This window comes from Streptomyces albospinus, from assembly GCF_014648695.1.
GTDB lineage: Bacteria > Actinomycetota > Actinomycetes > Streptomycetales > Streptomycetaceae > Streptomyces > Streptomyces albospinus.
The window spans coordinates 121906-147375 of the sequence record NZ_BMRP01000007.1 but is presented as its reverse complement, the minus strand read 5'-3'; the positions used below and the strand labels follow the sequence as shown (position 1 = coordinate 147375).

Below are 25470 nucleotides of genomic sequence, written 5' to 3'. Positions count from 1 at the left end.
CGGCGGTCAGCTCTTGACGTGAAACTCCCGCTTGTCGGCCAGTTTGCCGTCCTTGAAGCAGAAACGGTAAACGGTGTCGGTGGCAGAGTCGTCCTCATCCGCGGTGGAGAGGAACACCAGGCAGGTCGAACCGGCCGGCTTGGCCGGCAGCTTGCTCCTGGCGTGAGACGTGAGGAGGGAACTGCCGGAGGGCAGTGCGTGCCGTACCTGCGCCTCGGGATCGCCCACCTTCACGGAGGCGTAGTCCTGCGGGTCGATCGCCCCTTTGTCGGCCTCGTCGACCAGCGAGCCGACCCCGAAGAGGGCGGCGGCCATCAGCCCCACCAGGATCAGCAGGCCGGTCCCGGCGATGATCAGGCAGCCGTTGCTCCGCTTCCGCGTACCCATGATGCTCTTGAGCTCCTCGCGTGGGTCGAGTTGGTCGATGACCGGCTCACCCTCGCCGAGCGGCGCCGCCCCGTTCTGCCGCCAAAAGTCGTCCACAGCGCTGTCGGAAGTCGTCCGTGTGCTCCCCGAACCGTGCGCGTCGCCCGGACCGTGGCCGTTCCCCGCTCCGTACGGGAACACGCCCGCGAGCCGGAAGCCGCCGTCCTCCGTCGAGCCGGCGTGCAGCATTCCGCCGACCAGCCGGGCCCGCTCCCACAGGCCGGTCAGCCCCTGCCCGCCGCTGACCGCGGCCCGGTGCCCGGCGCCGACCTGCGGTACCGGCCCGTTGGCCACCTCCACCACCAGGGAGTCCGGCTCGTAGCGCAGGCTGACGGTGATCGGCGCACCCGGTGCGTGCTTGTACGCGTTGGTCAGCCCCTCCTGGGCGACGCGATACCCGGCGTGGTCGGCCGTCGGCGCGAGCGGACGGGGCTCCCCGGACTCCGCCAGGTGCACCGGCGTACCGGCGGCTGCCGCCGACTCGACGAGGCTCGGGATACCGGCCACCCCCTTGGCGGCGGGTTTCGCCTCCCCCGGGGTGCCGTCGCCGAGGATGCCGACGACCGCCCTCAGTTCGTGCATGGCGGCCACCGACGCCTCGCGCAGCACTGCGACCGCTTCCCGCTGCCGCCCGGTCAGCTCGTGGTCCACCTCAAGGGCGCCGGTGTGCACGGTGATGAGGGCCAGTTGGTGCCCGAGGCTGTCGTGCATGTCCTGCGCGATGCGCTGCCGCTCCCGCATCCGCGCCTGACCGGCGATCATCTGCCGCTCGCGCAGCAACTGGAGGTTGCGCTCCTGGAGCGTCCGCAGCAGGGTGCGCCGCTGGACCCAGTAGCGGCTGGCCAGCCCCGGAACCACCGCGAGCACCAGGAACCCGACGGCCGTGAACACAGCCGGAGCCGGGGCCGCTTCGGGCCACGGCCACAGATCGAACGCCTCGTAGACGGCGAAGGACGCGCAGAGGGATACCGTCGCCCGCAGCACCCCGTCGATCCTGCGCCCCGCGGACCAGGCCACCACGATCAGCAGCAGGTCGCCGCCGCCGGTGCTCCCGCCCAGGGCACCCGCGGCGATCAGCATGGCCTCCGGCAGGGCACGCCGGAGCAGGGACACCGTCGCGACGGCCACCGCGACGAGCAGTGTCCGCAGCCCGCCGGGCCCGCCCAGCGCCTCCGTACCCGCCGCGAGCAGGGCCAGCACGACAGCCAGCACGCATTCCCCGGCCACCCGCCGCCGGGACCACTGGCCAGGCTCGGCGATGCGCCGCCACAGTGCACGGGCCCACGCCCTTGCGCCCGCCCGTTCCACGCTCTTCACCCTCGCACCATAGGCACCGGCCCCGCCGGGCGGCGACCGCCGAAGGTCGCGTGCCCGGTCTACGAAAGTGGTCACGGAGCAGCGCCGTCCCGTGTGCCGCCACCCGCCCTTGTCCCGCCGACCGCCCTTGTGCCTCCGACCGCCCTTGGTGAAGGTGAGTCCACATGCCCCCACCCGCAGGGCGTGAGCCGACCGTCGGGCGGCGGCGCACGCCCTCGTAGGCACGGCTGCCGCCTGCGAGTCGGCCGGGCGGTACGGGGGAGGGCGGGCGGGTGAAGTGGAGGGCGTCCTCGACCTTTCGGCGGAGGGTTCGGCTGTGGCGCGGGCCGCCCGCGACCGCGTCCTCGGTCCCGACCGTCACCCGTCCACCGTGCGCGGCGTTGTCACGGTCGAGCGGCTCTTGCGGACCGCACGGGTTCACGAGGGTTCACGAGAGTTCACGAGGATTCGCGCACGGTGTGATGGTTTCTTTCGGGAGGTACGGCACAGTGGCTAACGGTGCTGAGCGGGCTTGTCCCGCCATGCGTCCCGTGGTGCAGGAGACGTATGGTCCGGCTGATCTGAGCAGGGATCCGATTTTCGCCGGGGGGTTCATCAACTTCGGCTACTGGCAGGCCATCGACCTCGACCGCCCGCTCGGCGAGGCGGACCGGATCCGCAGCCAGGAGGATCTCTACCGGCATGTCATGGACGTCGCTGGACTGCGGAAAGACCGGAAAGTCCTGGAAGTGGGCTGCGGGCTCGGCATGGGATGTGCGGTGGCCCTGCGGGAATACGGCCCCGCCGCGGTCACCGGCATGGACATCCATCCGGAGCAACTACAGAGGGCGCGCGGCGCGCACGCCGATCTGCTCCGGGCGGAGCCGGAGCGGCTGCGCTTCGTCCAGGGCGCGGCGGAGCGCATGCCCGTGGAAGACGGCGAATTCGACGCCGTCATCAGCGTGGAGGCCGCTCAGCACTTCCCGGATCTCGGCGCCTTCGCAGCAGAGACGTCGCGGGTACTGCGACCGGGCGGCCGGGTGGCCGTCGCCAGCTTCTTCACCGTGGACGACGCGCCCGGCCGACCGGAGGAGCTCGCAAGGCTCCTGGACACCTACGCGAACGGCCTGGACATCGCCCGGCCGGTGAAGGCGCTCACGGATGCGTTCACGGAGCGCGGACTCACGAACGTGCGCGTCGAGGCGATCGGGCCGCACGTCTGGCCGGGCTGGGACCTCTGGCTCGGCCAGAAGTGGGCCCCGGGAACCTGGCCACGGAACTTCCTGCGCGCCTACGAGCAGCGGCTCCTCGACTACTACGTCGTCACGGCGAGCCGTCCGGCGTAGCGGCGCGGGCAGGACGGCGAGGCCGTAACGGCAGTGGCCGGCGGTCCGGGACGACCGGCCGGGTCGGACCGGCCCCCCGCGCGAGCGATGCGTGGGCGGGTGGTGCGGCACGGTTCGCTCCGCGGCGGGCAGCGCCGTGGACGGGCCGTCGGCAGGTGAACGCCGGTGCGTCCGGGGCGACTTGGCAGCCCCGGGCGGGGCCGCTGTCGATCCCGGCGTCGACGTGCACCCGGATCCTCTGGTCGATGGTGGGGCCCGGGCGCGGTCCCGGTCGGCGCCGTCGTGGTCGCCCGCCTGCGGCGGCCGAGGGGGCGTCGAGGGGGCCCGGCGGTCCGCAGGGGGTGCTGCGGGTGCGGTACGGGCATCGGCCGCGTACCGCGTGTGCGGCAGGTGAAGTGTCTGCGGGTGGGCGACGACAGCGGCCGGGGCGGGGCGGCACGGTGGACAGGGTCGGGGCCGGCGCGGACAGCGTCCGCCCAGGAGGGCCCCGGGCACCGAGATCTTCCGTCGTTCGTCGTGAAAGGACCGCTGCGTGAGCGAGATGCAACACGTCACCGAGAGGCAGCCGGTGACGCGGACCTGCCCGTTCGACCCGCCGGCGGAGTACCGCACGTTGCGGGACGAGGCCCCGATCGCCGAGGTGACCCTGCCCGACGGCGCGACCGGCTGGCTGGTCAGCCGGTACGCGGACGTACGGGCCGTGCTCGCCGACCCGCGGTTCAGTGCGCGGCGGCGGCCGTTGCGGACCGCCGCGGCGGACGCGCCGGTGCCGCCACCCCCGACGGGGTGGTTCATCATGATGGACGCACCGGAGCACACCCGGTTCCGCAGGCTGCTCACCGGGCAGTTCACCGTGCGCCGGATGCGGCAGCTGGCGCCCGCCGTGGAACGGATCGTCGCCGAGCACCTGGACGCGATGGCCGCCGCCGGCGGCCCGGTCGACCTCGTCCACGCCTTCGCGCTGCCGATCCCCTCCCTGGTGATCTGCGAGCTGCTCGGGGTGCCGTACGCCGACCGGGAGGAGTTCCAGCGGAACTCGGCCACGCTGCTCCGGATCGACGCGGCCCCGGAGGAGGTGCAGGAGGCCCAGACGGCGATGAACGCGTACTTCCGCCGGCTGGCGGCCGACAAGCGGGCCGAGCCCGGTGACGACATCCTCAGCGAGCTGGTGCAGTCGGGCGAGCTGACGGAGGAGGAACTGGCCGGTGTCGGCGTGCTGTTGCTGGTCGCCGGGCACGAGACGACCGCCAACATGATCGCCCTGGCCACCATGTGCCTGCTGCGCAACCCCGGGCAGCTGGCCGCCCTGCGCGCCGACCCGTCGCTGATGGACGGCGCCGTCGAGGAGCTGCTGCGCTATCTCAGCGTCATCCAGTACGGGGTGCGCCGCACCGCCCGGGAGGATGTGGAGCTGGACGGCCACCGGATCCCGGCGGGCAGCCTGGTGGTTGCCGCGCTGCCGTCAGGAAATCGCGACACCACCCAATTCCCGGGCGACCCCGAGCAGTTGGACGTCAGCCGGACAAGCCGCTCGCACCTCGCCTTCGGCCACGGCATCCACCAGTGCCTGGGGCAGCAGCTGGCGCGGGTGGAGATGAAGGCCGCGCTGTCCGCCCTGTTCGCACGGTTCCCGGACCTGCGGCTGGCGGTGCCGGTGGAGGAGGTGCCGATGCGCGACGACATGATCGTCTACGGCGTCCACGAGCTGCCGGTGACCTGGTGAGCACGAGCGCACCGCGGCAGCACGGAAGCGGCGCGGTACGAACCGTGGAACACCACACCCTTGCGTACGGAGGATCCCTGTGAAGGTCACCATCGATGAGGACAGGTGCGTCGGTGCCGGGCAGTGCGTGCTGGCGGCCGGCGACGTCTTCGACCAGCGCGACGAGGACGGCATCGTCGTGCTGCTCGACCCCACGCCGTCCGGCGCGCGGCTGGTCGAGGTCGAGGAGGCCGCCGCCAGCTGCCCCGCGCTCGCGATCACGGTGGAGAGGTAGCCGGCCGCAACGGCTTCGCCGCAGGTCCCCAGCGATGTGCGTACGGTGAGGGAGTGCAGTGGTGAGGGAGTGCAGTTGAGCGACCGGACCGGGTGGCCGGCGGTCCGGCCCTGGGTGGCGGATCTGGCGGGCGCGGGGCTCTGCTTCGCCGTGTCGAGCCCGGTGGTGGTGATCATCGCGTACTACCACCGGGCGCCGGCCGCCGGGTACTTCGCCGGCCTGGCGCTGGCCTGCCTGCCGCTGCTCGTCCGCAGCCGGTGGCCCTTCCAGGTGGTCGCGGCGACCCTGGCCGCCAACGCCGCCCAGCTCGCCCTCCTCTCCTTCCCCGGGCCGTCGCCCGCCGCCACCGGGGTCGCGCTCTACACGGTGGCGGTGCGCACCGAGCGGCGTACGGCGTGGCGCATCGGCGCGGCCAGCGCCGCGCTGCTGTTCGCCGTATCGGTGATCCGGCGGCCGGGCCCGGACAGCCTCTGGCAGTACCTGGCCGTACTCGCCGGCATGGGCCTGGCGGTGGCCAGTGGCGACGCGGTGCGCAGCAGCCGCCGGCTGCTCGCCGCCGCCGTGGAGCGCGCCGACCGCGCCGAGCACACGCGGGAGGCGGAGGCCCGCCGCCGCGTCACCGAGGAGCGGCTGCGCATCGCCCGGGAGCTGCACGACGTCGTCGCCCACCACATCACCCTGGTCAACGCCCAGGCGGGCGTCGCCCACCACCTGATGCGGTCCGACCCCGACCACGCCTACCAGGCGCTGGAACGCATCCGGGACACCAGCCGGGCGGCACTGGACGAACTGCGCACCACCGTGGGGCTGCTGCGGCACGGTGAGTCCCCGGACGCGCCCCGCGAGCCCGCCCCCGGCCTCGCCGGCCTCGACGCGCTGCTGGCCTCGTTCCGGCACAGCGGGCTCGACATCACCCTGGAGCGCACCGGCCACCCCACCGAGCCGGCGTCGATCACCGACCTGGCGGCCTACCGGATCATCCAGGAAGCGCTCACCAACACCCGCAAGCACGCCGGCCCCGTCCCGGCGCGCGTGCACCTGGACTACCGCCCCGACGTCCTGCGCCTCACCGTCGAGGACGACGGCCGTGCCGGCACCGGTACGCAGGGCGGCCCCGGCAGTGGGACCGGGCACGGGATGATCGGCATGTACGAGCGCGCCAAGGCCGCGCGCGGCACCCTCACCGCGGGGCCGCACCCCGCCGGGGGCTTCCGCATCCACGCCGAACTGCCGCTGCACACCGGCCGAAAGGGCTGACCATGACCATCCGCGTACTGCTCGCCGACGACCAGGCGCTGCTGCGCGGCACCTTCCGGATGCTCATCGACTCCACCCCCGACATGGAAGTCGTCGCCGAGGCGGCCACCGGGCGCGAAGCCGTCGCACTCGCCCGCAGCCGGCGCGCCGACCTCGTGCTGATGGACATCCGGATGCCCGACCTCGACGGGATCACCGCGACCGGGCTCATCACCGCGGACGAGGACCTCGCGGGGGTGAAGGTCCTCGTCCTGACGACCTTCGAGAACGAGGAGTACGTCGCCGAGGCGCTCCGCGCCGGCGCGAGCGGCTTCCTCGGCAAGGGCATCAACCCCGATGAACTCCTGGACGCCATCCGGGTCGTGGCGGCCGGCGAAGCCCTGCTGTCGCCGCACGCCACCAAGGCCCTGATCGCCCGCTTCCTCGCCCAGCCGGCCCCGCGCAGCCGTACCGCACCGCCCGGACTCGCCACCCTCACGCCGCGGGAGCACGAGGTCGTCACCCTGGTCGCCGACGGGCTGTCCAACGACGAGATCGCCGAGCTGCTGTGCGTCACGCCGCTCACCGCCAAGACCCATGTCAACCGCGCCATGGCCAAGCTCGGCGCCCGCGACCGGGCTCAGCTCGTCGTCCTCGCCTACCGGACCGGGCTGGCCCGCCCGGACGCCCCGGACCCGCGGGCGGAGCGGGCGGCGGGGCGGTCTAGCGGGGGTTGAGGACGACGCTGGCGAAGCGCGTGCCGGAGGGGGCCGACGCGCCCGGGGCGAGACGCGTCGCCGGTCCCGTGCAGTGCTTGCCGGCGTAGATGCGGAGGGGCTGCTTCGTCCCGTTGCGGGCGCCGCGGGCTTCCTGGCGCATGTCGAGGCACCGCTTGTCCGGCAGGTTCTTGACGAAGTACGACTTGCCCCCGGGCCCCACCCAGCCGAACGCTCCGCCGGCGGCGAGCGCCGCGCTTGCGGGGAGGGTCACGACAAGCGCGAACCCGGTGAGACCGAGGGTGATCGGGCGGAACAGACGCATCATGGTCCTTTCGTGAGGAGAGCGAATATGTCGTACCTGGGCCAACGGCCGAGCCCGGGGAAGGAAACGGCCGGGTGGGCCGATGGAGGACACCCGCAACCGGGGCCGGAATGAGGAGAGATGAGCGAACCGGAGATCCGGGCCGCCCGGCCCGACGAGCGCGCAGTGGTGGAGGAGCTCTTCACGGAAGCCTCAACCTGGCTTGTCGCAAGGGGAATTGACCAGTGGCAGTATCCGCCGCGCCGCGACCTGATCACCGCGGCGCTGCGGCGCGGCGAGGTGCTCCTCGCGCTGCGCGGGCGGCGCCCCGTCGGGACGGTCCAGCTCGACGGCTTCGCCGACCCGGAGTTCCGGGAGTCCGGCGACCGGCCGGAGTCGGCGCTCTCCGCGCACCGGATGGCGGTCGGCCGACAGGCCGCGGGGGAAGGGGTCGGGGCCGCCCTGCCGGACTGGGCCGCGGACCGGGCGGCGGCGGCCGGGAAGGCGCATCTGCGGCTGGACGCCTGGAAGGACAACCCCGGGCTGCACCGCTGCCACCGCACGGCGGGCTTCGTGCCGGTGCGCGTCGTGGACCTGCCGCACCGGCGGTCCGGTGCGGCGTTCCAGCGGGCGGCGTGACGGGGGCGACACCCGCGGGTCTCTCGCGCTGGGTGATCAAGGGCACACATACTGCCCGGTAACGTCGGGGGGTCGCGGCCCTAGAGTGAGGCCGGCGGTCGCCGTCGGATGGCGGGTGGGGGCGGCCGGGATGCCGATCCGATTTGGGAGATGTGGATGCGCTCTCCGAAGGACTTCTTTCGCCCGTTGGCGGTCGGGGCGCCGGAGCCGGTACGGGACGTACCGTTCCGGCCGTCACGGATGATCCATTTCTTCGACCCGGGGAATCCGAAGATGGCGGCCAAGGTGCCGGCCATCGCGCCGACGGTCGACGTACTGCTCGGCAATCTGGAGGACGCGGTCGCCGCGGACCGCAAGGAGGCGGCGCGGGCGGGGCTGGTGGAGGTCGCCAAGAGCGTCGACTTCGGCGAGACGCAGCTGTGGACGCGGATCAACAGCCTCGACTCGCCATGGGCGTTGGACGATCTGCTGACCCTGGTCACCGAGATCGGGGACCGGCTCGACGTGATCATGGTGCCGAAGGTGGAGAGCGCCGCGGACATCCACTACGTGGACCGGCTGGTCGCCCAGCTGGAGGCGCGGGCCGGGATCCGGCGGCCGATCCTGGTGCACGCCATCCTGGAGACGCCCGCCGGCGTCGCCAACGTCGAGGAGATCGCCGGGGCCAGCCCCCGGATGCAGGGGATGTCGCTGGGGCCGGCCGATCTGGCGGCGAGCCGGCGGATGAAGACCACCCGGGTCGGCGGCGGGCATCCGGGATACCTGGTGCGCCAGGATCCGGACGGGGAGCGCCCGGACGCGCCGCGGGCCGTGTTCCAGCAGGACCTCTGGCACTACACGATCGCGCGGATGGTGGATGCCTGCGCGGCGCACGGGATCCTGCCGTATTACGGGCCGTTCGGGGACATCAAGGACACCGTCGGGTGCGAGGACCAGTTCCGTAACGCGTTCCTCCTCGGGTGCGTCGGGGCGTGGAGCCTGCATCCGGTGCAGATCGGCATCGCGAAGAAGGTGTTCTCGCCGGCTCCGGAGGACGTCGCCTGGGCCCGCCGGGTCATCGCGGCGATGGGCGACGGCACCGGCGCGGTGATGATCGACGGCAAGATGCAGGACGACGCCACGTTCAAGCAGTGCCAGGTGGTGGCGGAGCTGGCGGAGACGCTCGCGGCACGGGACGCGGAGCTGCGGGCGGCGTATGCCGCGGCAGGGGAGGACCGGTGAGTGACGTGACGGAGGATGTGACGGAGAACGCGGTGGCGCACGGAGCCGTGCGGGCCCGGCGGTCGGTGCTGTACATGCCGGGGGCCAACGAGCGGGCGCTGGAGAAGGCCAGGACGCTGCCGGCCGATGCGCTGATCCTCGACCTGGAGGACGCGGTCGCGCCGGACGCCAAGGCCGAGGCCCGGGAGCGGGTCGCGGCTGCCGCCGCCTCGGGCGCGTACGGGCACCGGGAGGTGACGATCCGGGTCAACGGGCCCGGCACGGCCTGGCATGCCGATGATCTGCGGGCGGCGGCACAGGCCGGTCCGGACGCGGTGGTGGTGCCGAAGGTGGAGTCCGCACAGACCGTACGGGACGTCGAGCGGGCGCTGGAGGCGGCCGGGGCACCGGACCGCACGGCGATCTGGGCGATGGTGGAGACGCCGCGGGCGATGCTGGACGCCCGTGCGGTGGCCGGGGCGAGCGAGCGGCTCACGGTGCTGGTGATGGGCACCAACGACCTGGCGAAGGAGCTGCACGCGGAGCATGTGCCGGGCCGGGCACCGCTGCTGACCGGGCTGTCGCTGGCGCTGCTGGCGGCCCGCGAGTCCGGGAAGGCGATCCTGGACGGGGTCTACAACGACGTGCGGGACCTCACGGGGTTCGAGGCGGAGTGCGTCCAGGGACGGCAGTTCGGCTTCGACGGGAAGACGCTGATCCATCCGTCCCAGGTCGAGCCGTGCAACCGGGTGTTCGCGCCGGCGGAGGCGGACATCGCCCGCGCGCGGAAGGTCATCGAGGCGTTCGAGCTCGCCGAGCGGGAGGGGCGGGGCGTGGTCACCGTCGACGGGCGGATGATCGAGAACCTGCATGTGGAGGACGCCCGGCGGGTGTTGGCGCTGGCCGCGGCGGTGGCCGGGAGGTAGGGCCGGTCCGGTTCCGGGGCCGTCAGGCCGCGGCCGGTGCCGGGCGGAGGGTCAGGGCGGCCTCCGCGGCGGAGACGGCGCAGGGGCGGAAGCCGTTGCCGATCCGGTCGAGGAGGGCCGCCAGCCACCGGCAGTCGTCCGGCCCGGCGTACCGCAGGCGCATCCGGTGGGCCTGGAAGAGGGCGATCCGCAACTCGTGGAGCCGGCCGGTGTCGGGCTCCAGCGAGGCGAGGTAGAGCGGGCGCAGGTCGTCGCGGTAGCGCTCGAAGCCGGTGATGCCCTCGTAGTCGTCGATGAAGTCGCCGCACCCGTGGAGGACGAGCTTTCCCCGGTAGACCTCCAGGGGGCGGGGGTGGTGCGCGGAGTGGCCGTGGACGACGTCCACGCCGCCGTCGATGAGCGTGTGGGCGAAGGCGATCTGGTCGCCGGAGACCTCGTAGCCCCAGTTGGAACCCCAGTGGACCGAGGCCACCGCCAGGTCGCCGGGGCGCTTCTCCGGGCCCAGCCGGGCGACCAGCTCGGTCGCGGCGGCGGGCGTCGGGCGGGCGACGAAGTGCACGCCGCCGTGCCGCGCGGTCGCGGCCCAGGTGCGGGGGATGCCGCTGGACGGCATCCCGAAGGAGAGGATCAGCAGCCGGCGGCGCCCGTCGACGGGGACGGCGGCCGGGTGCCGCGCCGCCGCCGCGTTCGCGCCCGCCCCCGCGGCGCGCAGGCCCGCGCCCGCCAGGCTCTCCAGGGTCTCCGCCAGTCCGGCGCGGCCGAAGTCCAGCACATGGTTGTTGGCCAGCACGCAGACGTCGGGGCGGGCGGCGGCCAGGCAGGGGAGGTTGGCGGGGTTCATGCGGTAGTGGATCTGCCGGCCGGGGGCGAAGGTGTCGCTCCGGGTGATGCTGGTCTCCAGGTTGATCACGCGGGCGTCGGGGGCGGCCCCGTCGAGGACCGCCAGCGCGTCGCCCCAGGGCCAGGGGAAGGCGACGGGGCGGGGGATCGGGCCGTTCGCCGCCTCGGCCAGCCCGATGTAGGAGCGGGCGTCCGCCACGTAGGGCTCGCGGAGCTCGGGATCGCCGGGACACGGCAGGATCTGGTCGACACCGCGGCCCAGCATCACATCGCCGCAGAGACTGACTGTGACCAGATCACCGGCCATTTTCCCAGGTTAAGGCGGGTGGCGGGGGATGTCATGCGGCGGGGCGGGGCGCCGTGGGCGGACCGAAGCGGCGCCGGTACGCGGACGGTGTCAGCCCGGTCTCGCGGCGCATCAGGGCGCGCAGATCGCCCGCCGTGCCCAGGCCGCACTTCCGGGCGACGACGTCGAGGCGGGGCTCGCCGCGTTCGATCAACCGGCAGGCGAGGGCGAGCCGTTCGCCGGTGAGCCAGGCCAGCGGGGTGGTGTCCGGCTGGGCGCGGAAGCGGCGAGCCGCTGAGCGGACGGACGGGCCGGACCGCCCCGCGCGGGGTGGCCCGGCCCGTCCGCACCGCGCGCGTCACCCCGCGCAGTACACGTCCCGTTCCGGCCGCTGCCCGGTCGTCAGGAACGACGTCACCGCCCGGTCGCCGCACGCGTTGCCGTTCGCCAGGTAGACGCCGTGCCCGCCGCGGCCGACGGTGACCAGACGCGCCCGGTCGCCGAAGGCGGCCCGCATCTTCCGCGCGCCGAAGTACGGGGTGGACGGGTCCCGGAGGTTCTGGATCATCAGGACGTCGGACGGCCCGTCGGCGGTGATCCGGGTGGGCGGCTCGGCGGGCGCGTCCTTCCAGAAGGCGCACGGCGTGATGTTCGCCGGCATCCCGGCGGTGAGCGGGTGGCGCGCCCGGTCGGCGGCCACCGCCCGCCGGTACGTGTCCACCGACCGCGGCCACCGCACGTCGTTGCAGATGGTCGCGACCGTCACCGCCGCGTCCGCATCCGGCAGCGGCCCGGCGATGTCGCCCGGCAGCTCCGGTGTGCCGGCCGGGTCCTGGGCCGCCTTGATCAGCCGGGCCAGCTGCGGGAAGGCGGAGCCGTCGTAGAGCGCGATCTGCAACGACTGCCGCAGCCGGTTGCCGGTCAGCGGCACGCCCGGCACGTTCGACGGCTTCGGCTCCCGGTCCAGCTTCGCCGCCAGCCCCAGCACCAACGGCCGTACCGCGTCGGCCCGTTGGGCCAGCCGCAGACCGGCCGCGTCGCGCGCGGGGTCGGCCGCCCAGGACGCGAAGTCGGGGAACCGGTCGTCCGCCGCCTGCGCCATGTTCGCCAGCCAGCCCCGCTCGACCCGGGCCGGATCCGGGTCCCCGCTGCTGTCCAGCACCCACCGGTCGGTGCGCTGCGGGTACTTCTGCGCGTACACCGCCCCGACGTACGTCCCGTACGAGACGCCCCAGGCCGACAGCTTCCGCTCGCCCAGCGCACGGCGGAAGCGGTCGATGTCCCGCACCTCGTTCGCCGTGCTGAAGCTGCGCAGCACCGCACCGCCGTTGTGCCCGCACGCCTCGGCGATCCGCCGGGCCCGCCGGACGTTCGCGCCGATGCCGCCGTCCGCCGCCGGCCAGGACCGCAGCGTCACCAGCTCCCGGTCGGCCGCGGCCAGCCCGCACGCCGCCTTCGTGCTGCCGCCCACGCCCCGCGGGTCGAGGCTGACGATGTCGTACGCCCCGGCCAGCTGCCGGCGCAGCGCCTCTCCCTTCTGCTCCAGCCACTGCACCCCGGACGAGCCCGGGCCGCCCGGGATCATCAGCAGCGTCCCCCGCCGGGCCGCGGGCCGGTCGCTGCGGATGCGGGTCACGGCGAGGGTGAGCCGCGGTCCGTCCGGGTGCCGGTAGTCGAGCGGGACCGGCAGGTCGGCGCACTCCTGGCCGGCCGGGCCGCCGGGCCGCTCGCAGGCGCGCCAGGCGAGCGGCGGCACCGCGGTGCGGGCCGGGCCGGCAACGCCGCCGGCCTGCGCGCGGGCCACCGGTGCGGCGGCGAGCGGCATCGCCGCGAGCGCGACCGCGGATATCCCGCACAGCAGCGCCCGCCGGGTGTGGATCCCCGTGTAAGTCGTCATGGATCAAGGGTTGTTGACGCCGCCGGTGCTGCCCATGAGGGCCGCCGCAGACTTCGGGTGGGGTTATCCCCCCGCACCCGCCGGGCCGCGCCGCGCCGTCCGGAGCTGTTGGGCCACCCGACTGATTATGGCCCGTGAGGGTTTGGCTCCCTGCGGGTTATCGACGACACGGGCGGACAACGGCAGCACGATACGTCCGGACAGCAGGCTGACGAAGCAAGGAGCGTCGTGAAAAGACTAGTGCAGGCGGGAACGGTCGCCGGGGTGTGCGGTCTGGTGCTGTTCGGCAGCGGAGCCGCGCAGGCGCAGACCGGTTCGAACGGATCGCTGCTGTCCGCGCTGGCGGGCACGGACGGATCGCTGCTGTCCGCGGTGGCGGGCGCCGATCTCGGCTCGGTGACCGGAATGATGTCCGGCGTGCTGTGCGACAACCGCCTCGTCGACTTCAACTACCAGTCCCCCAGGGTGAAATCGCCGCATCCGTGCATCAACGGGCCGGTGCACAGCGGCAACAACAAGAACAGCAACAACTTCCACAACCGCGGGAACCCGGTGGACGCCGGCAACCCCAAAATCGCCGCCGGCTCCACCAACAGCCTCAACGAGGCCCACGGTATCGAGAAGGCCAGTCACAACGACATCTCCAAGAACGACATCGCCAAGATCATCAAGGTCATTCGCTGAGGCCGTTCCCCGACCGGGCTCCGGCCCGCGGACAACGGAAAACCGGCCCCGGATCGCTCCGGGGCCGGTTCGGGCAGGCCCTGGGGCCCGGCTGCCCGGTCAGCTGTATTTGTTGCTGCTGCCCGCCGAGGCGCCCGTACCCGTGGAACCGCTGTTGGTGGAACCGCTGTTGGACACCGGGCTGGCGGTGCTGCCGGGATTGCCGCTGATGCTGATGTTCTGTGCGTTCCGGACGTTCCCGCTGCCCACGGGGCCGTTGATGCAGACCCTGCTGGTGCGGCCCTCGCAGCTGAATCCGGCGTCGAAGTTGATGTAGGTGTGGCCGTCGGCGTCGTTCTCCCCGTCCCAGGCCATGGCGGGTGACGCCGCGCCGCCGACCAGCAGGAGGCCGAAAACCCCTGCGAGCAGAATGTTGATGCGTGCCGTTTTCTTCACTGTGCGGTCCTGCCCCTCGCGGTTGGTGAACCCCTTGGTAAACCCCGCAGTCTTGCTACCGGGCGGCCTCACGCCGGCCAAGCCTGGATAGCGGCCGGTCTCCCGCGTTCACTCTCTCCGACCACCGAATTCACCGTGACGGCCCTCCGAGCGGGCCGGCCGGATTGCGGTGGCGCATTCCGCCCGGTCAGAAATGCAGCTGGAGGCGCCGTTCCGGACACCTGCGGTCCGGACCCTTGAGGAGCCGTTCCTGGCCGAGTACGGAGAGGACGCCGCTCCCGGCACGCTCGGCGAGGGCGGAGAGGCAGTCGCCGGGCCGCGTGGTGTTGCCGGCCGCGTGGGCCGCTGTGTAGCGGGAGTGGGTGAGGGACTGCGGGGCGCAGTTGGGCCAGGCACCCAGGCCGCGGTCCTGGACGATGCGCTCGGCGACGGCGATCTGTTCGTCGCGGCTGGCCAGGTCGGCGCGGGGCGCGAACCGGTCGCCGCCGTAGGCGCGCCAGGTGGACCGGGAGATCTGGAGGCCGCCGTGGTAGCCGTTGCCGGTGTTGATGTGCCAGTCGCCGCTGCTCTCGCAGGCGGCGATCTTCTCCCAGTCGGTACCGGAGGGGGGCGGGTCCGCCGCCGCGCTGCCGGTGGTGGCGAAGAGGGCGAGGAGCGTCAATAGGGCGGACGGGAGCGCGACGGCGGTGCGGGTGGCGAGAGGCGACGGCATGGCGGTACTTCCTCCTGCGTGCTCCGGCGGCATCGCGACGTCCTGCGCGCCACGACTGAGGGGCAGGCACCAGATAACCCGTCAATATGGTTTTCGGCAGGACTGCATAGGCCAGAAGAAGGCTTTTTCACTCGGGTGGGCCTCCTGTCAGGCGGGTTACGCGAATTCGGCTGCGGCGTTCTGCGGCGACGGAAAACCGGCCGCGGATCGGCCCGTTTCCCTTTCCCCGGTCCGTCGGGGTGGAAACGGGCGGTCTCCGCGGGAATTTACCTGACAGAATAGGCGAACGCAGGGGTGACACAGTGCGGTTCCGGAGTGGCCACCGCGAACTCGTAGGCCGGGGAGAAGGTGAAGTTGCGTACGCAGACCGGGATTTCGGTGCCGCAGGGGCCGGGGACGGCGACCGTGCCGGAGTCTGCGGGAAAACCGGCTTCGATGCGTTCGGGGGCGAGGGAGAGGCCACGGCCGACGGCCTGGAGGGCGGCGTCCTTGCGCACCCAGAAGCGGGTGATGAGGCGTTCGCGCTCGGCGGCCGGGCGGTCGGCGGCGGCGCGGGACTCCCGCGCGGTGAGGATCTCGTACGGGGTGTGCAGCGGGGAGGTCTCCTGGCGTACGCGGCGCACGGATTCGACGGAGAAGCCCATCTGGCGGGCGCCGTCGCCGCAGGCCACGACCAGCAGGCCGCGGGTGCCGTACAGCTCCCAGTGGGTGGCGGCGGTCATCGCGGCGCGGACCCGGGCGGGGAGCCGGGCGAGCAGCCAGCCGCGGGACGCGGCGTCCAGGGTGGCCCGGGTGTGTCCGTTGAGGGCCGGACATCGGTCGGCGGTCAACTCGCTGCCGGATCCGGTGGGCGGTTCGGTCTCTTCGGGGGCGTCTTCCACGGGCACCACGAAGACGGGGACTTGGTCGGGGACGTCCTGGCCGAGGAGCTCCTGGTCGAGGAGCTCCCGGTCAAGATCGAGAAGAGCGGCGTTCGTTTCCACGTACTTTCCGTCCTCCACAGTCGAGCGGTGGCACGGCCGCACCGGTGAGTGACAGCCTTCAATCGATGGGCGAATCCTGCTCCCCCTTTTTCGCCTACATCGATCGGTACAGTCAGCCCAAGGTTTGCAGATCCTCCGGATCCTTCGACTCATCCCTCTTGCTGATGTCCGGCTACATACTTCGATGTACGCAACAGCCACCCAATTCGGCAGCCAGGCCAAGGGAACAGGCCGTACGCGGAAGTAGTGTCCTGGTGTGTGGTTACGCGATTTCGCAAGCAAGCAACTGCGCCGTGCACCCATACCTCTCCGTGACCTCAGAATGGCGGTGGGTTTCTTCGCCGGCTGCCTGATTCTGTACGTGCTGGGCGGGGCGCGGGTGATGGGCGGCGAGATTCCCGTATGGCAGGCCGTCCTTCCGGTGCTGGTGCTGTGCGCGGCGACCGCCTTCCGCAGCGTGCTGCCGCTGGTCGCGGTGCTCGTGGGCACCGTCACCGTCAGCCTCGAAGCGGCGGCCAGCGGCGGGCTCGGACCGGTGCTGATCTACACCGATCTGCTGTACGCGGCGGCGCTGTACGGTGCGCCCTGGCTGTGCCGGGCGCTCCAGTTCGGGACCGTCGCCGCGACCATGGCCGCCACCGTCGTCTTCCTCTTCATCGGCGACCGGTCCGAGGGGGTGACGACCGGGCTGATCGTGGCGCTGCTGCTCATCTCGCCTGTGTGGACCGGGGTGTTGATACGGAACCACAAGGAGCAGGCGGACGCCGAGCGGCAGCGGGCGGCGCAGATCAACCGGCTGGCGGAGCTGGACCGCAAGACCGTGCTCCAGACCGAACGCACCCGGATGGCACGGGAGTTGCACGACCTGGTCGCCAACCACCTCAGCGCCATCGCCATCCACTCCAGCGCGGTGCTGTCCCTCCAGGAGGCCCACAGCGGACGGCAGGACCGGAGCGGCGGGGCACCGGACCGGGCGGACGAGGAGGATCCGGTGCTGCGGGCGCTGGCGGTGATCCGCGAGAACAGCGTGCAGGGGCTGGCCGAAATGCGGCGCATGGTGGTGCTGCTGCGCTCCGACCGGGCGGTGGACGACGACTGGGACCGGCCGCAGCTGAACGCGCTGGGGGCGCTGGTCGAACAGGCCCGGCCCGCCGCCGCCGCGGCGGAGCTGACGCTGCACACCGAATTCCCCGAGAGCTTCCCCGAGGTGTCGTCGGTGATCGAGGTGACCGCGTACCGCATCGTGCAGGAGGCGCTGACCAACTGCCTCAAGCACGCCGCGGCCGGGCGGGTGCGGATCCGCTGCGAGGCCGGGACGGAGCAGCTGACCATCTCCGTCGACAGCCCGCTGTCCCGTCCGGACGTACCGGCCCGGCAGCGGCGCCCCGGGGATCCGGCGACCGCCGGGGCGGGCGCCGGGCTCGCCGGGATGTCCGAGCGGGCCACCCTGGTCGGCGGTGTCTTCGACGCGGGTCCCGACCGGTCGGCCCCCGGTCGCTGGCAGGTCCGCGCGGTGCTCCCGCTGGGCCAGAACTCCTGATGGGCGGGCGGGAGTCGGCGGGCCGGCGGCACCGCTGCGCGCCCGCACCGGCCCGGGCCCGTGCCCTGTGGGGGCGCGTCCTGCGGTGGCGCGTCCTGCCGTGGGCGCGTCCCGAAGTCCTGTGTGTCCGAGTCCCGAGTTCCTGGACGGTGATCAGAAGTGGAGTATGCGGTGGAGAATCGGCTGGCGGAGCGTGCGGTGGCCCCTGAGGAGAACCGGCCGGACATCCGGGTGCTCGTCGCCGACGACCAGGCGGCGGTGCGGTCCGGCCTGGTCCTCGTCCTCCAGACCGACCCGGGCATCACGGTCGTCGGCGAGGCCGGCGACGGCGAGGCGGCGGTGCGGATGGCCGGCGAACTGCGGCCCGACGTCGTGCTGATGGATGTGCAGATGCCGCTGCTCAACGGTGTCGCCGCCACCCGCAGGATCGTCGAGCGCGGGCTGGCGGAGGTGCTGGTGCTGACCACCTTCGACCTCAACGAGTACATCTTCGGGGCGCTGCGGGCCGGGGCCGGCGGCTTCATCCTCAAGAACGCGGAACCGGCCGTCCTGGTCGGCGCCGTACGGGAGGTGGCGCACGGGGAGGGCTTCCTCACCCCGGCGATCGCCCGGCGGCTGATCTCCGAGTTCGCGCTCCAGGCGCCGTCGTCGGGGCCCTCACTGCCGGACGGCACCGCGCAGTCCCTGAACACCCTCACCAAGCGGGAGTTGGAGGTGCTGGCCTGTATCGGGCGCGGGCTGGCCAACAGCGCCATCGCACAGACCCTGAATCTGGCCGAGGGCACCGTCAAGACGCATACCAGCCGGATCCTGTCGAAGCTGAACCTGCGCAGCCGGGTGCAGGCGGCGATCCTGGCGCAACAGCACGGGATCACCCTGCGGGGGTGAGGACTCGGGGTCCGTCCGGTGGGTCGGGCCCGGACTCAGCCGGTCAGCAGCCGCCGGGCGACGGCGTCGTTCTGGCGGAAGGCCACGGCGTTGGCCTGCGGACGCGGGAACTGGGCCGGGCCGACCACGATCCGGTCGCGGTGCACGGTGCCGTCCGCGGCGACGGGGTGCAGCTCCGCACCGGACAGCCGCGGTTGCCCGCCCCCCTCCCCGGCGGGGTCCGGCGCCAGCTCGCCGCGGGCCGCCAGGGCGCGCAGCAGCGGGTCCGCGACCCGGTCCGGGTCGGCGGGCGCCAGCCGGGCGTCCAGGAGGACGGCCGCCTCGTGGACGGCGCCGGGTACGGCGGGACTCAGCGCCCGGAATCCGGCCGGCCCGGTCTCCACCCTCATGCCGGGGCCCACGAACGTCACGACGCCCGCCTCGGACAGCGCCAGCAGCTGCCGGGCGCGGAGCGGCGGCGGGCCCGAGCTCAGGTACGTGCCGACGGCGAAGCGGCGCAGCGCGTCGGCGACCGAGGCGTCGTCCAGGTCGCCGGAGCGCCAGAGCTCCTCGACGACCTCGCCGGTCCGGCGGAGGCCGTCCACCAGGGCGAGTTCGGGGCCGGCCGCCGGTCCCGTACGGCGACGCAGGGTCTCGGCCAGGTGGGCGCGCAGCTGCCGCTGGAGGTCGTCGCCGCCGGTGAAGCGGCGGCCGGACAGCGGGTCGGCCGGTCGGTCGAGGTCGAAGCGGTCGGCGGGGTCGGGGACCGCGGCGCGGGCCAGTTTGGCGAGCCGCCCGGCGTCGGTGAACAGCAGGGCGTACTGGGCGTCGAAGTCCTGCCAGGTCATGCAGGTGCGGTCGGGCGCGGTGGCGAACAGGGCGCGGTAGTGGCGCCAGGCGAGTTCGGCCAGCACCAGCGGCCAGACGTCGCGGCCGAAGGACGCGCCGGGGCGGGCCAGCGCGGCGCGGCAGGCGCCCGGGGTGGCGAAGCGGAGGCCGCCGTCCGGTGCCCCGGGCGCGGTGGCCGACGGTTTCGGGGGCAGCGGTACGCCGCGGCGGGAGCCCGCGTACAGGCGGGGCTCGCGGCCGGACGGCAGATAGCGCAGCGGGCCGCCGGGCGCCCCGGAGAACCGGCCGCCGCGGCCCTCCGTGAGCAGGGCCAGGCAGTCGATGAAGACCAGGCCGAGGCCGCGCACGACGACGGGTGCGCCGGCCGGTATGCGGTCCAGCGCGTCCGGGTCGGCGGGGCCGGGGCCGATCCGGGTCAGTCCGGGCGGGGCGGGGGCGGCGAGGGTGTCCACATGGCCCTGGGCGAGGACCACCCGGTCGGCGAGAACGGTCCGGCCGGAGTCGAGGACCACCCGCTGGCGCCCCGGGCCGCCGTACGGGGCGGTCCGCAGCAGATCGACGGCGCGCGCCCGGTGGAGGTGCAGCCGTACCGACGCGGGCCGCGCGCCGGTCACCTCGGCGAAGAAGCGGCGCAGATAGCGGCCCTGGTCCCGGCGGGCGGCATAGGCGCCGTCGTGCAGCGGCGCGCCGAGCCAGGCGGCGGTGGTGGGGCCGGGGCGCGGCGGTCCGGCGCAGGCGACGCTCTCGTCCGGGTACATGGTGACCTGGTCGGCGGCGGAGTTCATCCACAGCAGGCCGGGCTGGTCGGTGCGCCAGGTGCGGCCGGCGCCCGGCGGGTACGGGTCGACGACGTGCAGGTCGAGCGGCCGATCGCCGTACAGGGCGGGCACGTTGGCGAGGATGCGCTCCACGATGGAGGCGCCGCGGGGGCCGCAGCCGATGACGCAGAGGGAGAGCGGTGCGCCGGTGTTCCCGCCGTGGTGCGGGTCCTTCCCCATCGCCGTCCTCCCCGTCCTGCCGTGCCTTTGATGAACGCGCCACCGGAACCCGACCCGGAGCACGCCCCGGATGGCGCCCGGAAAACACAGGAGCCCGGTGGCCCGCACCGCAGCGCGGGACCACCGGGCGCCGTGTCAGCAACCCGTGCTGATGGTGGAGCCGAGCGCCTGAGCCTCACGCTCGGCCGGCACCTCGATGCCCTGAAGGTCCATGATGGTCATTTACGACACCTCCCTTCCGCGATTCGGTGGTGATGTGTACGGTGAGAGGTCCGGTGCTCAGCGGGCACCGGACGGGCGTCAGCAGCCGGTGCTGACGGTGGAGCCCAGCGCCTGAGCCTCACGCTCGGCGGGCACCTCGATACCCTGAAGGTCCATGATCGACATATCGGAACCTCCCTTCGATGTGTCGTAGTGGTCGATGGCCACGGTGGTGACGTGCCGTGTCAGGTGCCGTTGCGGGACACCTGGCGGCGCGTCAGCAGCCGGTGCTGACGGTCGAGCCCAGCGCCTGAGCCTCACGCTCGGCCGGCACCTCGATGCCCTGAAGGTCCATGATGGTCATTTACGACACCTCCCTTCCGTTGTCCGCGGTGCCCTCCGGCCCGGACGGGACGGCGGGGGTCGCGGCGCCGTGGGCGCCGCGGGCGCGCTCCGGGACGGCCGGGTGAACGGCCGCGGCGGAACGCGAGTCGGTGAGGAACGGGAGCAGTGGGGTGCCCCGTTCGGCGGCGGCGAGGGCCAGGAGTACGCCGGCCCCGCCGGTGGCCACGTCCATGGAGATCCGGGCCCGGCCGTCACAGGGGAAGACCGTCGCGCCGTTCAGCGTCATGGCGTGCTGCTGGAGATTGGCCAGATGGCGGTGCAACTGCCGCTCGGCGTCCGCCGCGGGCAGCGGGACCCACTCGCGCAGGGTGGCGAGGGTGCCGATCAGTCCGGCGCGTCCGCCCCACAGCCCCGATTCGATGACGAAGTCGGAGGAGCAGGCCCGCAGCAGGCCGGGCAGGGCCGCGCGGATCCGGTCGTCGTCGCGGTGCCGGAGGAGTTCGGCGGCCACCAGGGCGATGCCCGCACTGCCGTTGTCCAGGTAGGGCAGCAGCCGGAACCCCTCGTCGACCTGGAGCGTGTCCTGCGGTCCTGACGCACAGCGGTCGAGGTCGCGGTGGACGGCCCGGACCGCCTCGTCCAGCAACTGGGCGTCGCCGGTGGCCTGGTGGGCGCGGAGCAGGAACAGCGCCGGTCCCGACCAGCCGTACATCAGCCCCCCGGCGTGCCGGGAACCGGTCCGCCGCTTGTGCTCGACGGGCTCCCGGTGGGCGGCGGCCAGCCGGTCGGTGACCCGGTCGGCCAGCCGCAGGGCCGTGGCGCGTGCCGTGTCGTCCGCCCAACGCTCCGCGAAGTGCAGCAGGTTGAGGCCGGCGCCGGACAGTCCGCGGTAGAGGCTGGGGCAGTGCCGTACGGCGAGCTGCCCCTCGGCGCGGTCCAGGGCGTGGCGCGCCCCTTCCTCGTCGCCGAGCTCCGCGAGGACGTACGCGATGCCGTGCAGCCCGTCGTAGAAGCCGATCCGCTCGGCCGGCACCCGGTCGGCGGCGGCCCGCAGCCAGGCGCCGTGGTCCGCGTCGCGGTCGCCGAGCGCGGTGTGCCGGGCCCACAGGACGCCGGCCGCGCCGTGCGCGAACCCCGCGCCGCCCTCGGCGAACTGGGCGAAGTCGCCGGGGTGCAGCCGGTCCGTGCGGTGCGGGGTGGCGCTGTCGCGCAGCCCGCGGCCGAGGGAGGCGATCAGGTCCGGGCCCGGGAAGGGGCCGGGGGCACTGGCCAGGGCGCGCGGCGGGGCACCGCCGGACTGGGCTGCCGGGGCCGGCTGAGCGGCCGGGGCGAGTTGCCCGGCCAGCCGGGCCACCAGGTCCTCCGGGAGGCCGAACCGGCGGGCCGCGGTGTCGAGCAGCGCGGGCGCCTTGTCGGGGGACAGGCCGCCGAGCGCGGCGAGCGGCAGGAACAGCCACAGGGCGATGGCGGCGAGTGCGTAGTGGTCGCCGTCCGCGCCGGTGGCGTCGGCCCGGTGGAAGCCCGGTGCGCCGAGGCTGCTGGGGGTGGCCCGGTCGATCGCGTCGGCCACCTCGAAGTCCAGGAGGACCGGGATGTCGCCGGACCGGATGATGAAGTTGCCCGGGTGCAGGTCGCCGATGCGGATGCCGCGTCCGTGCACCGAGGCGACCAGCGCCTCGATCCGGCCGAACAGGGCCAGTGCGCGGTCCCGGTGGGCGGCCACGGCCGCCTCGTCGGGCTCGGGCACGGTCAGCGGGTAGACGCCGGCGAGCCAGGACTGGAGGTCCTGCCCCTCGATGTCCTCCAGGACCAGGAACAGGTGGTCGCGGACCTCGAAGGTGCCGAAGGTGCGGGGGATGCCGGGCAGCCCGGCGAGCGTGGTCAGGATCCGGTGCTCGTGGGCGAGCCGGGCGACCGCGTCCCGGCCGACGCCGTCCGTACCGGAGTAGGGGCGGCCCTCCTTGAGGACGACGCTCGGCGCTCCCGCGCCGAGGGCGTGCTCGCCGGCCGGCTCGGCGCGGTAGACGCCGCCGCCGTGCGAGAAGTGCAGCGCTCCGGTGATCCGGTAGGGGAAGTCGTCCACGGCCTGGCGGGCGGCCAGCGAGTCCTTGAGGACGTCCGGGAGCGGGACCCAGTCGGGGGTGTGGAAGACGGGGGTGCGGCGGTCCGGTTCCAGGGTGCCGTCGGGTCGCCGCACGGCCGTGACGAGGTCGCCGCCACCCTCGACGTCCTCCATGTAGAGGGCGCGGAAGCCGCCGTAGCGGACGTACAGCGGGCCCTCGCGAAAGCGCAGGTCGGTCAGGACGTACGGCCCGGGACGGCCGCCGACGACGGCGTCCAGCCCTTCGAGGGTGCGGGCCAGGTCCGCCTCGTCCACGGGGTAGACGGTGAGCAGCTTGCCGGCGGAGGAGCGCTGGGCGTACTTGCGGCTCAGCGCGCGCAGGACGTTGGCGCTCTTGAGGTACTTGAACAGCAGGCCGTGCCGGACGCAGTAGTCGGCGACGTCGGCGAGGGTGCGCTCGGCGTCCTCGGGGGCCGCGCTGACGTGGATCTTCCAGCCCTGGTCGGGGAGTTGGCGGTTCGCGTCCCGGGGCGGGCGGCAGAAGGACCAGGCTTCGTTCTCGTCGTGCGTCCAGCCTTCGGGGAGCGGCGGGGCCGGGAAGCGGGTGGCCTCCAGGTCCCAGTTGCCCGGCCAGTCGAAGAAGGTGCGGTCGGCCAGGGCGAAGCTCTCGGCGCCGTCTCTCATGCGGCACCCCGCTCGTTCCCGGCCGGCGCCGCCGTGTCGAGGAAGGCCGCGACCGCGCTGCGGCCGGTCGCCGCCAGGTGCCCGGCGAGGATCTCGCGGGCCTGGACCTTGTCGTCCTCGGGCACGAAGTCCTCCAGCCCGACGGCCAGTACGCGGTTGGTGGCGCTGGGCTTGAGCGAGGCGTAGTGCTCGTCCCGGAGGATCCCCCACACGATCGCGTCGTGGTAGGCGCCGTCGAGGTAGCAGTGGTCCCGCAGGATGCCCTCGACCACGAACTGGGTCTTGGTCATCAGCCGGATGATGCTCTTGTTGTAGGCGGCGGTGGTGACCTGGACGCGGTGCGCGTCGAGCTGGTGGAAGAGGTAGTCGACGAGGAGGACCACGGCCTCCGCGCCGTAGCCGCGGCGCCAGAGCTCCGGGGTGCCGATCGCGCCGCCGACGGAGTAGCCGCCGATCCGCCCGGTGCGCTGGTAGCTCACGGTGCCGATGCGTTCGCCGTCATGGGTGCGGATCACCATGTGGCTGACCCGCCCGGAGCGGTTGGCCTGCTCGACGTCGGCGGCGCCCAGCAGCTCCCAGTCGCCGCTCATCACGGCCGCCGGCGAGCCGGGCCGCAGCCAGGAGGCGATCGCCGCCCAGTCGTCGTCGCCGGGCCATTCCAAGGTCACCAGTCGTCCCTGCACGGTGCGTTCCCTCCTCAGCCGCTGTAGCGGGCCAGTACGAGTACGGCGTTGTGGCCGCCGAAGCCGAACGAATTGCTGAGCACCACGTCTCCGTCCCAGTCGCGGGCGCCCTTGGTGACCAGGTCGAGATCGGGTTCCCCGGGGTGGTCGCAGTTGCGGATCGGGGGGATCACCCGGTCCCGCAGCGAGAGCACCGCGGCGGCGGCCTCGGCGGCCCCGGAGGCGCCGAGCATGTGCCCGGTCATGCTCTTGACGGCGGTGACCGGGATGCGCCGCAGGGTGTCGGGTCCCAGCACCTCGCGCAGCGCGGCGGCCTCGATGCGGTCGTTGAGGACGGTGCCGGTGCCGTGGGCGCTGATCTGCCCGACGTCCTCGGGGTTTCGGCCGGCGTCGGCGAGCGCGGCCCGCATCGCGCGGACGGCTCCGGCGCCGGTCGGGTCGGGGGCCGTGGCGTGGTGGGCGTCGGTGGTCGCGGCGTAACCGGCCACCTCGGCGAGGATCGGGGCGCCGCGCCGCTCGGCGTGCCCGGCCTCCTCCAGCGTCAGTACGGTGGCGCCGACCGCCATCACGAAGCCGTCCCGGTCCCGGTCGAAGGGCCGGCTGGCGCCTTCGGGGTCGTCGTTGCGGCGGGAGAGGGCCTTGGCGTTGGCGGTGCCGGCCAGGTCGACGGCGGTGAGCGAGTCGTCGGTGCCGCCGGCCAGTGCGATGTCGGCGCGGCCGTGCCGGATCAGCTCGGCCGCCTCCCCGATGGCCACCGCGCCGGTGGCGCAGGCCGCGGAGACCGCGTTGCTGGGGCCGGCGATGCCGTACTTGATGGACAGCAGGCTCGCCGGGTGGTCGATCGCGGTGAGCACCGAGTGGTACGGGGAGACCCGGCGCGGGCCCTGCTCCCTGAGGACGTCGTACTGCTGCTGGATCGCGGGGGCGGCGCCGTAGCCGGAGCCGATCACCGCGGCGAAGCGGTACGGGTCGATGCCGTCCGGGGGCGTGAGGCCGGCGGCGCGCAGCGCCTGGGCGGCGGCGGCCACCGCGTACCGGGTGAACCGGTCGCTGCGGCGGGCCTCTTGGGGCGTGAGGGAACCGTCGGCGGTCGGGTCGAAGTCCTTGACGTCACCCGCGATGCGCACCGGCAGGCCGGAGGCGTCGAAGCGGGTCACGGCGCCGACGCCGCTGCGGCCGGCCAGGAGAGCGGCCCAGAAGTCCGCGGTGGTGTTGCCCACGGGGGACACCACGCCGCAGCCGGTGACGACGACGCGCCGCCGATCCGCTGCCCGTAACTCCATGAAACCCGCCTCCTACTTTTCTGCCCCTTGTCACG

Annotated in this window: 25 protein-coding genes and 1 pseudogene; 11 read left to right on the top strand and 15 right to left on the bottom strand. The window is 73.5% G+C overall.

Going from position 1 to position 25470, the window contains the following annotated elements; translation table 11 throughout:
* Positions 1-6 precede the first annotated feature (6 nt).
* Positions 7-1743 (bottom strand): sensor histidine kinase, encoded by a 1737-nt coding sequence (locus IEZ17_RS12545; RefSeq protein WP_229852194.1) that lies wholly within the window; start codon positions 1741-1743, stop codon positions 7-9.
* Positions 1744-2264: 521 nt separating this feature from the next.
* On the opposite strand from IEZ17_RS12545, the gene IEZ17_RS12540 reads away from it, so the two are divergent.
* From IEZ17_RS12540 to IEZ17_RS12520, 5 genes are all read left to right on the top strand, one after another.
* Positions 2265-3068 (top strand): class I SAM-dependent methyltransferase, encoded by an 804-nt coding sequence (locus tag IEZ17_RS12540; protein ID WP_189299474.1) that lies wholly within the window; start codon positions 2265-2267, stop codon positions 3066-3068.
* 541 nt (positions 3069-3609) lie between these two features.
* Complete coding sequence (locus IEZ17_RS12535) at positions 3610-4791, top strand: cytochrome P450 (protein ID WP_189299678.1); 1182 nt, start codon at positions 3610-3612, stop codon at positions 4789-4791.
* A gap of 79 nt (positions 4792-4870) precedes the next feature.
* Positions 4871-5065, top strand: a complete 195-nt coding sequence (locus IEZ17_RS12530; protein WP_189299472.1) for a ferredoxin — start codon at positions 4871-4873, stop codon at positions 5063-5065.
* Positions 5066-5134: 69 nt separating this feature from the next.
* A complete protein-coding gene (locus IEZ17_RS12525; RefSeq protein WP_189299470.1) occupies positions 5135-6322 on the top strand; it encodes a sensor histidine kinase in 1188 nt (395 codons plus the stop codon).
* A 2-nt stretch (positions 6323-6324) separates the two neighbouring features.
* Positions 6325-7038, top strand: a complete 714-nt coding sequence (locus IEZ17_RS12520) for a response regulator (protein WP_189299468.1) — start codon at positions 6325-6327, stop codon at positions 7036-7038.
* Here IEZ17_RS12520 and IEZ17_RS12515 read toward each other — a convergent pair.
* Entirely contained in the window at positions 7025-7345 is a 321-nt protein-coding gene (locus tag IEZ17_RS12515; RefSeq protein WP_189299466.1) for a hypothetical protein, read from the bottom strand. The genes IEZ17_RS12520 and IEZ17_RS12515 overlap by 14 nt on opposite strands.
* A gap of 117 nt (positions 7346-7462) precedes the next feature.
* On the opposite strand from IEZ17_RS12515, the gene IEZ17_RS12510 reads away from it, so the two are divergent.
* The 3 genes from IEZ17_RS12510 (at position 7463) to IEZ17_RS12500 (ending at position 10086) form a co-directional block, all read left to right on the top strand.
* Positions 7463-7960, top strand: a complete 498-nt coding sequence (locus tag IEZ17_RS12510; RefSeq protein WP_189299464.1) for a GNAT family N-acetyltransferase — start codon at positions 7463-7465, stop codon at positions 7958-7960.
* 156 nt (positions 7961-8116) lie between these two features.
* On the top strand, positions 8117-9181 hold the full coding sequence (locus IEZ17_RS12505) for an HpcH/HpaI aldolase/citrate lyase family protein (RefSeq protein ID WP_189299462.1): 1065 nt from the start codon (positions 8117-8119) through the stop codon (positions 9179-9181).
* Entirely contained in the window at positions 9178-10086 is a 909-nt protein-coding gene (locus IEZ17_RS12500; protein WP_373299795.1) for an HpcH/HpaI aldolase/citrate lyase family protein, read from the top strand. Before IEZ17_RS12505 ends, IEZ17_RS12500 begins: the two co-directional genes overlap by 4 nt.
* 22 nt (positions 10087-10108) lie before the next feature.
* Here IEZ17_RS12500 and IEZ17_RS12495 read toward each other — a convergent pair whose 3' ends face one another.
* The 3 genes and pseudogenes from IEZ17_RS12495 to IEZ17_RS12485 form a co-directional block, all read right to left on the bottom strand.
* Positions 10109-11233: a CapA family protein gene (locus IEZ17_RS12495; RefSeq protein ID WP_189299460.1), complete on the bottom strand. Its 1125-nt coding sequence runs from the start codon at positions 11231-11233 to the stop codon at positions 10109-10111.
* Between the two features lie 31 nt (positions 11234-11264).
* Positions 11265-11519, bottom strand: a pseudogene (locus tag IEZ17_RS12490) (helix-turn-helix domain-containing protein); the annotation flags it as partial.
* 51 nt (positions 11520-11570) lie between these two features.
* A complete protein-coding gene (locus IEZ17_RS12485; protein ID WP_189299459.1) occupies positions 11571-13109 on the bottom strand; it encodes an alpha/beta hydrolase in 1539 nt (512 codons plus the stop codon).
* A 228-nt stretch (positions 13110-13337) separates the two neighbouring features.
* Here IEZ17_RS12485 and IEZ17_RS12480 point away from each other — a divergent pair, with 228 nt between their 5' ends.
* Complete coding sequence (locus IEZ17_RS12480; RefSeq protein WP_229852192.1) at positions 13338-13793, top strand: hypothetical protein; 456 nt, start codon at positions 13338-13340, stop codon at positions 13791-13793.
* 99 nt (positions 13794-13892) lie between these two features.
* Here the strand turns inward: IEZ17_RS12480 and IEZ17_RS12475 are convergent, their stop codons facing one another.
* The 3 genes from IEZ17_RS12475 to IEZ17_RS12465 all read right to left on the bottom strand — a co-directional run bounded on the left by IEZ17_RS12475 (position 13893) and on the right by IEZ17_RS12465 (position 15923).
* Complete coding sequence (locus IEZ17_RS12475) at positions 13893-14228, bottom strand: hypothetical protein (RefSeq protein ID WP_229852190.1); 336 nt, start codon at positions 14226-14228, stop codon at positions 13893-13895.
* A gap of 187 nt (positions 14229-14415) precedes the next feature.
* Positions 14416-14940 (bottom strand): transglycosylase family protein, encoded by a 525-nt coding sequence (locus tag IEZ17_RS44155; protein ID WP_189299458.1) that lies wholly within the window; start codon positions 14938-14940, stop codon positions 14416-14418.
* 266 nt (positions 14941-15206) lie between these two features.
* Positions 15207-15923, bottom strand: a complete 717-nt coding sequence (locus IEZ17_RS12465) for a 4'-phosphopantetheinyl transferase family protein (protein WP_189299457.1) — start codon at positions 15921-15923, stop codon at positions 15207-15209.
* Positions 15924-16245: 322 nt separating this feature from the next.
* On the opposite strand from IEZ17_RS12465, the gene IEZ17_RS12460 reads away from it, so the two are divergent.
* Positions 16246-17463, top strand: a complete 1218-nt coding sequence (locus IEZ17_RS12460) for a sensor histidine kinase (protein ID WP_189299456.1) — start codon at positions 16246-16248, stop codon at positions 17461-17463.
* A 171-nt stretch (positions 17464-17634) separates the two neighbouring features.
* Positions 17635-18351, top strand: a complete 717-nt coding sequence (locus tag IEZ17_RS12455; protein WP_229852189.1) for a response regulator — start codon at positions 17635-17637, stop codon at positions 18349-18351.
* Between the two features lie 35 nt (positions 18352-18386).
* On the opposite strand, the gene IEZ17_RS12450 is transcribed toward IEZ17_RS12455, so the two are convergent.
* The 7 genes from IEZ17_RS12450 to IEZ17_RS12420 form a co-directional block, all read right to left on the bottom strand.
* Positions 18387-20177, bottom strand: a complete 1791-nt coding sequence (locus IEZ17_RS12450) for an FAD/NAD(P)-binding protein (protein WP_189299455.1) — start codon at positions 20175-20177, stop codon at positions 18387-18389.
* A 135-nt stretch (positions 20178-20312) separates the two neighbouring features.
* Positions 20313-20390, bottom strand: a complete 78-nt coding sequence (locus IEZ17_RS44425) for a class III lanthipeptide (RefSeq protein ID WP_373299803.1) — start codon at positions 20388-20390, stop codon at positions 20313-20315.
* Positions 20391-20477: 87 nt separating this feature from the next.
* Entirely contained in the window at positions 20478-20606 is a 129-nt protein-coding gene (locus IEZ17_RS12440) for a class III lanthipeptide (RefSeq protein WP_189299454.1), read from the bottom strand.
* 49 nt (positions 20607-20655) lie between these two features.
* A complete protein-coding gene (locus IEZ17_RS44420; RefSeq protein ID WP_373299802.1) occupies positions 20656-20733 on the bottom strand; it encodes a class III lanthipeptide in 78 nt (25 codons plus the stop codon).
* Between the two features lie 9 nt (positions 20734-20742).
* Positions 20743-23469, bottom strand: a complete 2727-nt coding sequence (lanKC, locus tag IEZ17_RS12430) for a class III lanthionine synthetase LanKC (RefSeq protein WP_189299453.1) — start codon at positions 23467-23469, stop codon at positions 20743-20745.
* Positions 23466-24152 carry a GNAT family N-acetyltransferase gene (locus IEZ17_RS12425; RefSeq protein ID WP_189299452.1) on the bottom strand — a complete coding sequence of 229 codons (687 nt, stop codon included), beginning with the start codon at positions 24150-24152 and terminating at the stop codon, positions 23466-23468. Before IEZ17_RS12425 ends, lanKC begins: the two co-directional genes overlap by 4 nt.
* Positions 24153-24166: 14 nt before the next feature.
* Positions 24167-25435, bottom strand: a complete 1269-nt coding sequence (locus tag IEZ17_RS12420) for a beta-ketoacyl-[acyl-carrier-protein] synthase family protein (RefSeq protein ID WP_189299451.1) — start codon at positions 25433-25435, stop codon at positions 24167-24169.
* Positions 25436-25470 lie beyond the last annotated feature (35 nt).

Coding starts and splice junctions, on each gene's coding strand:
- IEZ17_RS12450 (WP_189299455.1), bottom strand. CDS start 20,177: ATGGGGAAGGACCCGCACCACGGCGGGAACACCGGCGCACCGCTCTCC.
- IEZ17_RS12460 (WP_189299456.1), top strand. CDS start 16,246: ATGGCGGTGGGTTTCTTCGCCGGCTGCCTGATTCTGTACGTGCTGGGC.
- IEZ17_RS12520 (WP_189299468.1), top strand. CDS start 6,325: ATGACCATCCGCGTACTGCTCGCCGACGACCAGGCGCTGCTGCGCGGC.
- IEZ17_RS12485 (WP_189299459.1), bottom strand. CDS start 13,109: ATGACGACTTACACGGGGATCCACACCCGGCGGGCGCTGCTGTGCGGG.
- IEZ17_RS12510 (WP_189299464.1), top strand. CDS start 7,463: ATGAGCGAACCGGAGATCCGGGCCGCCCGGCCCGACGAGCGCGCAGTG.
- lanKC (WP_189299453.1), bottom strand. CDS start 23,469: ATGAGAGACGGCGCCGAGAGCTTCGCCCTGGCCGACCGCACCTTCTTC.
- IEZ17_RS12495 (WP_189299460.1), bottom strand. CDS start 11,233: ATGGCCGGTGATCTGGTCACAGTCAGTCTCTGCGGCGATGTGATGCTG.
- IEZ17_RS44155 (WP_189299458.1), bottom strand. CDS start 14,940: ATGCCGTCGCCTCTCGCCACCCGCACCGCCGTCGCGCTCCCGTCCGCC.
- IEZ17_RS12505 (WP_189299462.1), top strand. CDS start 8,117: ATGCGCTCTCCGAAGGACTTCTTTCGCCCGTTGGCGGTCGGGGCGCCG.
- IEZ17_RS12515 (WP_189299466.1), bottom strand. CDS start 7,345: ATGATGCGTCTGTTCCGCCCGATCACCCTCGGTCTCACCGGGTTCGCG.
- IEZ17_RS44420 (WP_373299802.1), bottom strand. CDS start 20,733: ATGGACCTTCAGGGCATCGAGGTGCCGGCCGAGCGTGAGGCTCAGGCG.
- IEZ17_RS12535 (WP_189299678.1), top strand. CDS start 3,610: ATGCAACACGTCACCGAGAGGCAGCCGGTGACGCGGACCTGCCCGTTC.
- IEZ17_RS12420 (WP_189299451.1), bottom strand. CDS start 25,435: ATGGAGTTACGGGCAGCGGATCGGCGGCGCGTCGTCGTCACCGGCTGC.
- IEZ17_RS12540 (WP_189299474.1), top strand. CDS start 2,265: ATGCGTCCCGTGGTGCAGGAGACGTATGGTCCGGCTGATCTGAGCAGG.
- IEZ17_RS44425 (WP_373299803.1), bottom strand. CDS start 20,390: ATGGACCTTCAGGGCATCGAGGTGCCGGCCGAGCGTGAGGCTCAGGCG.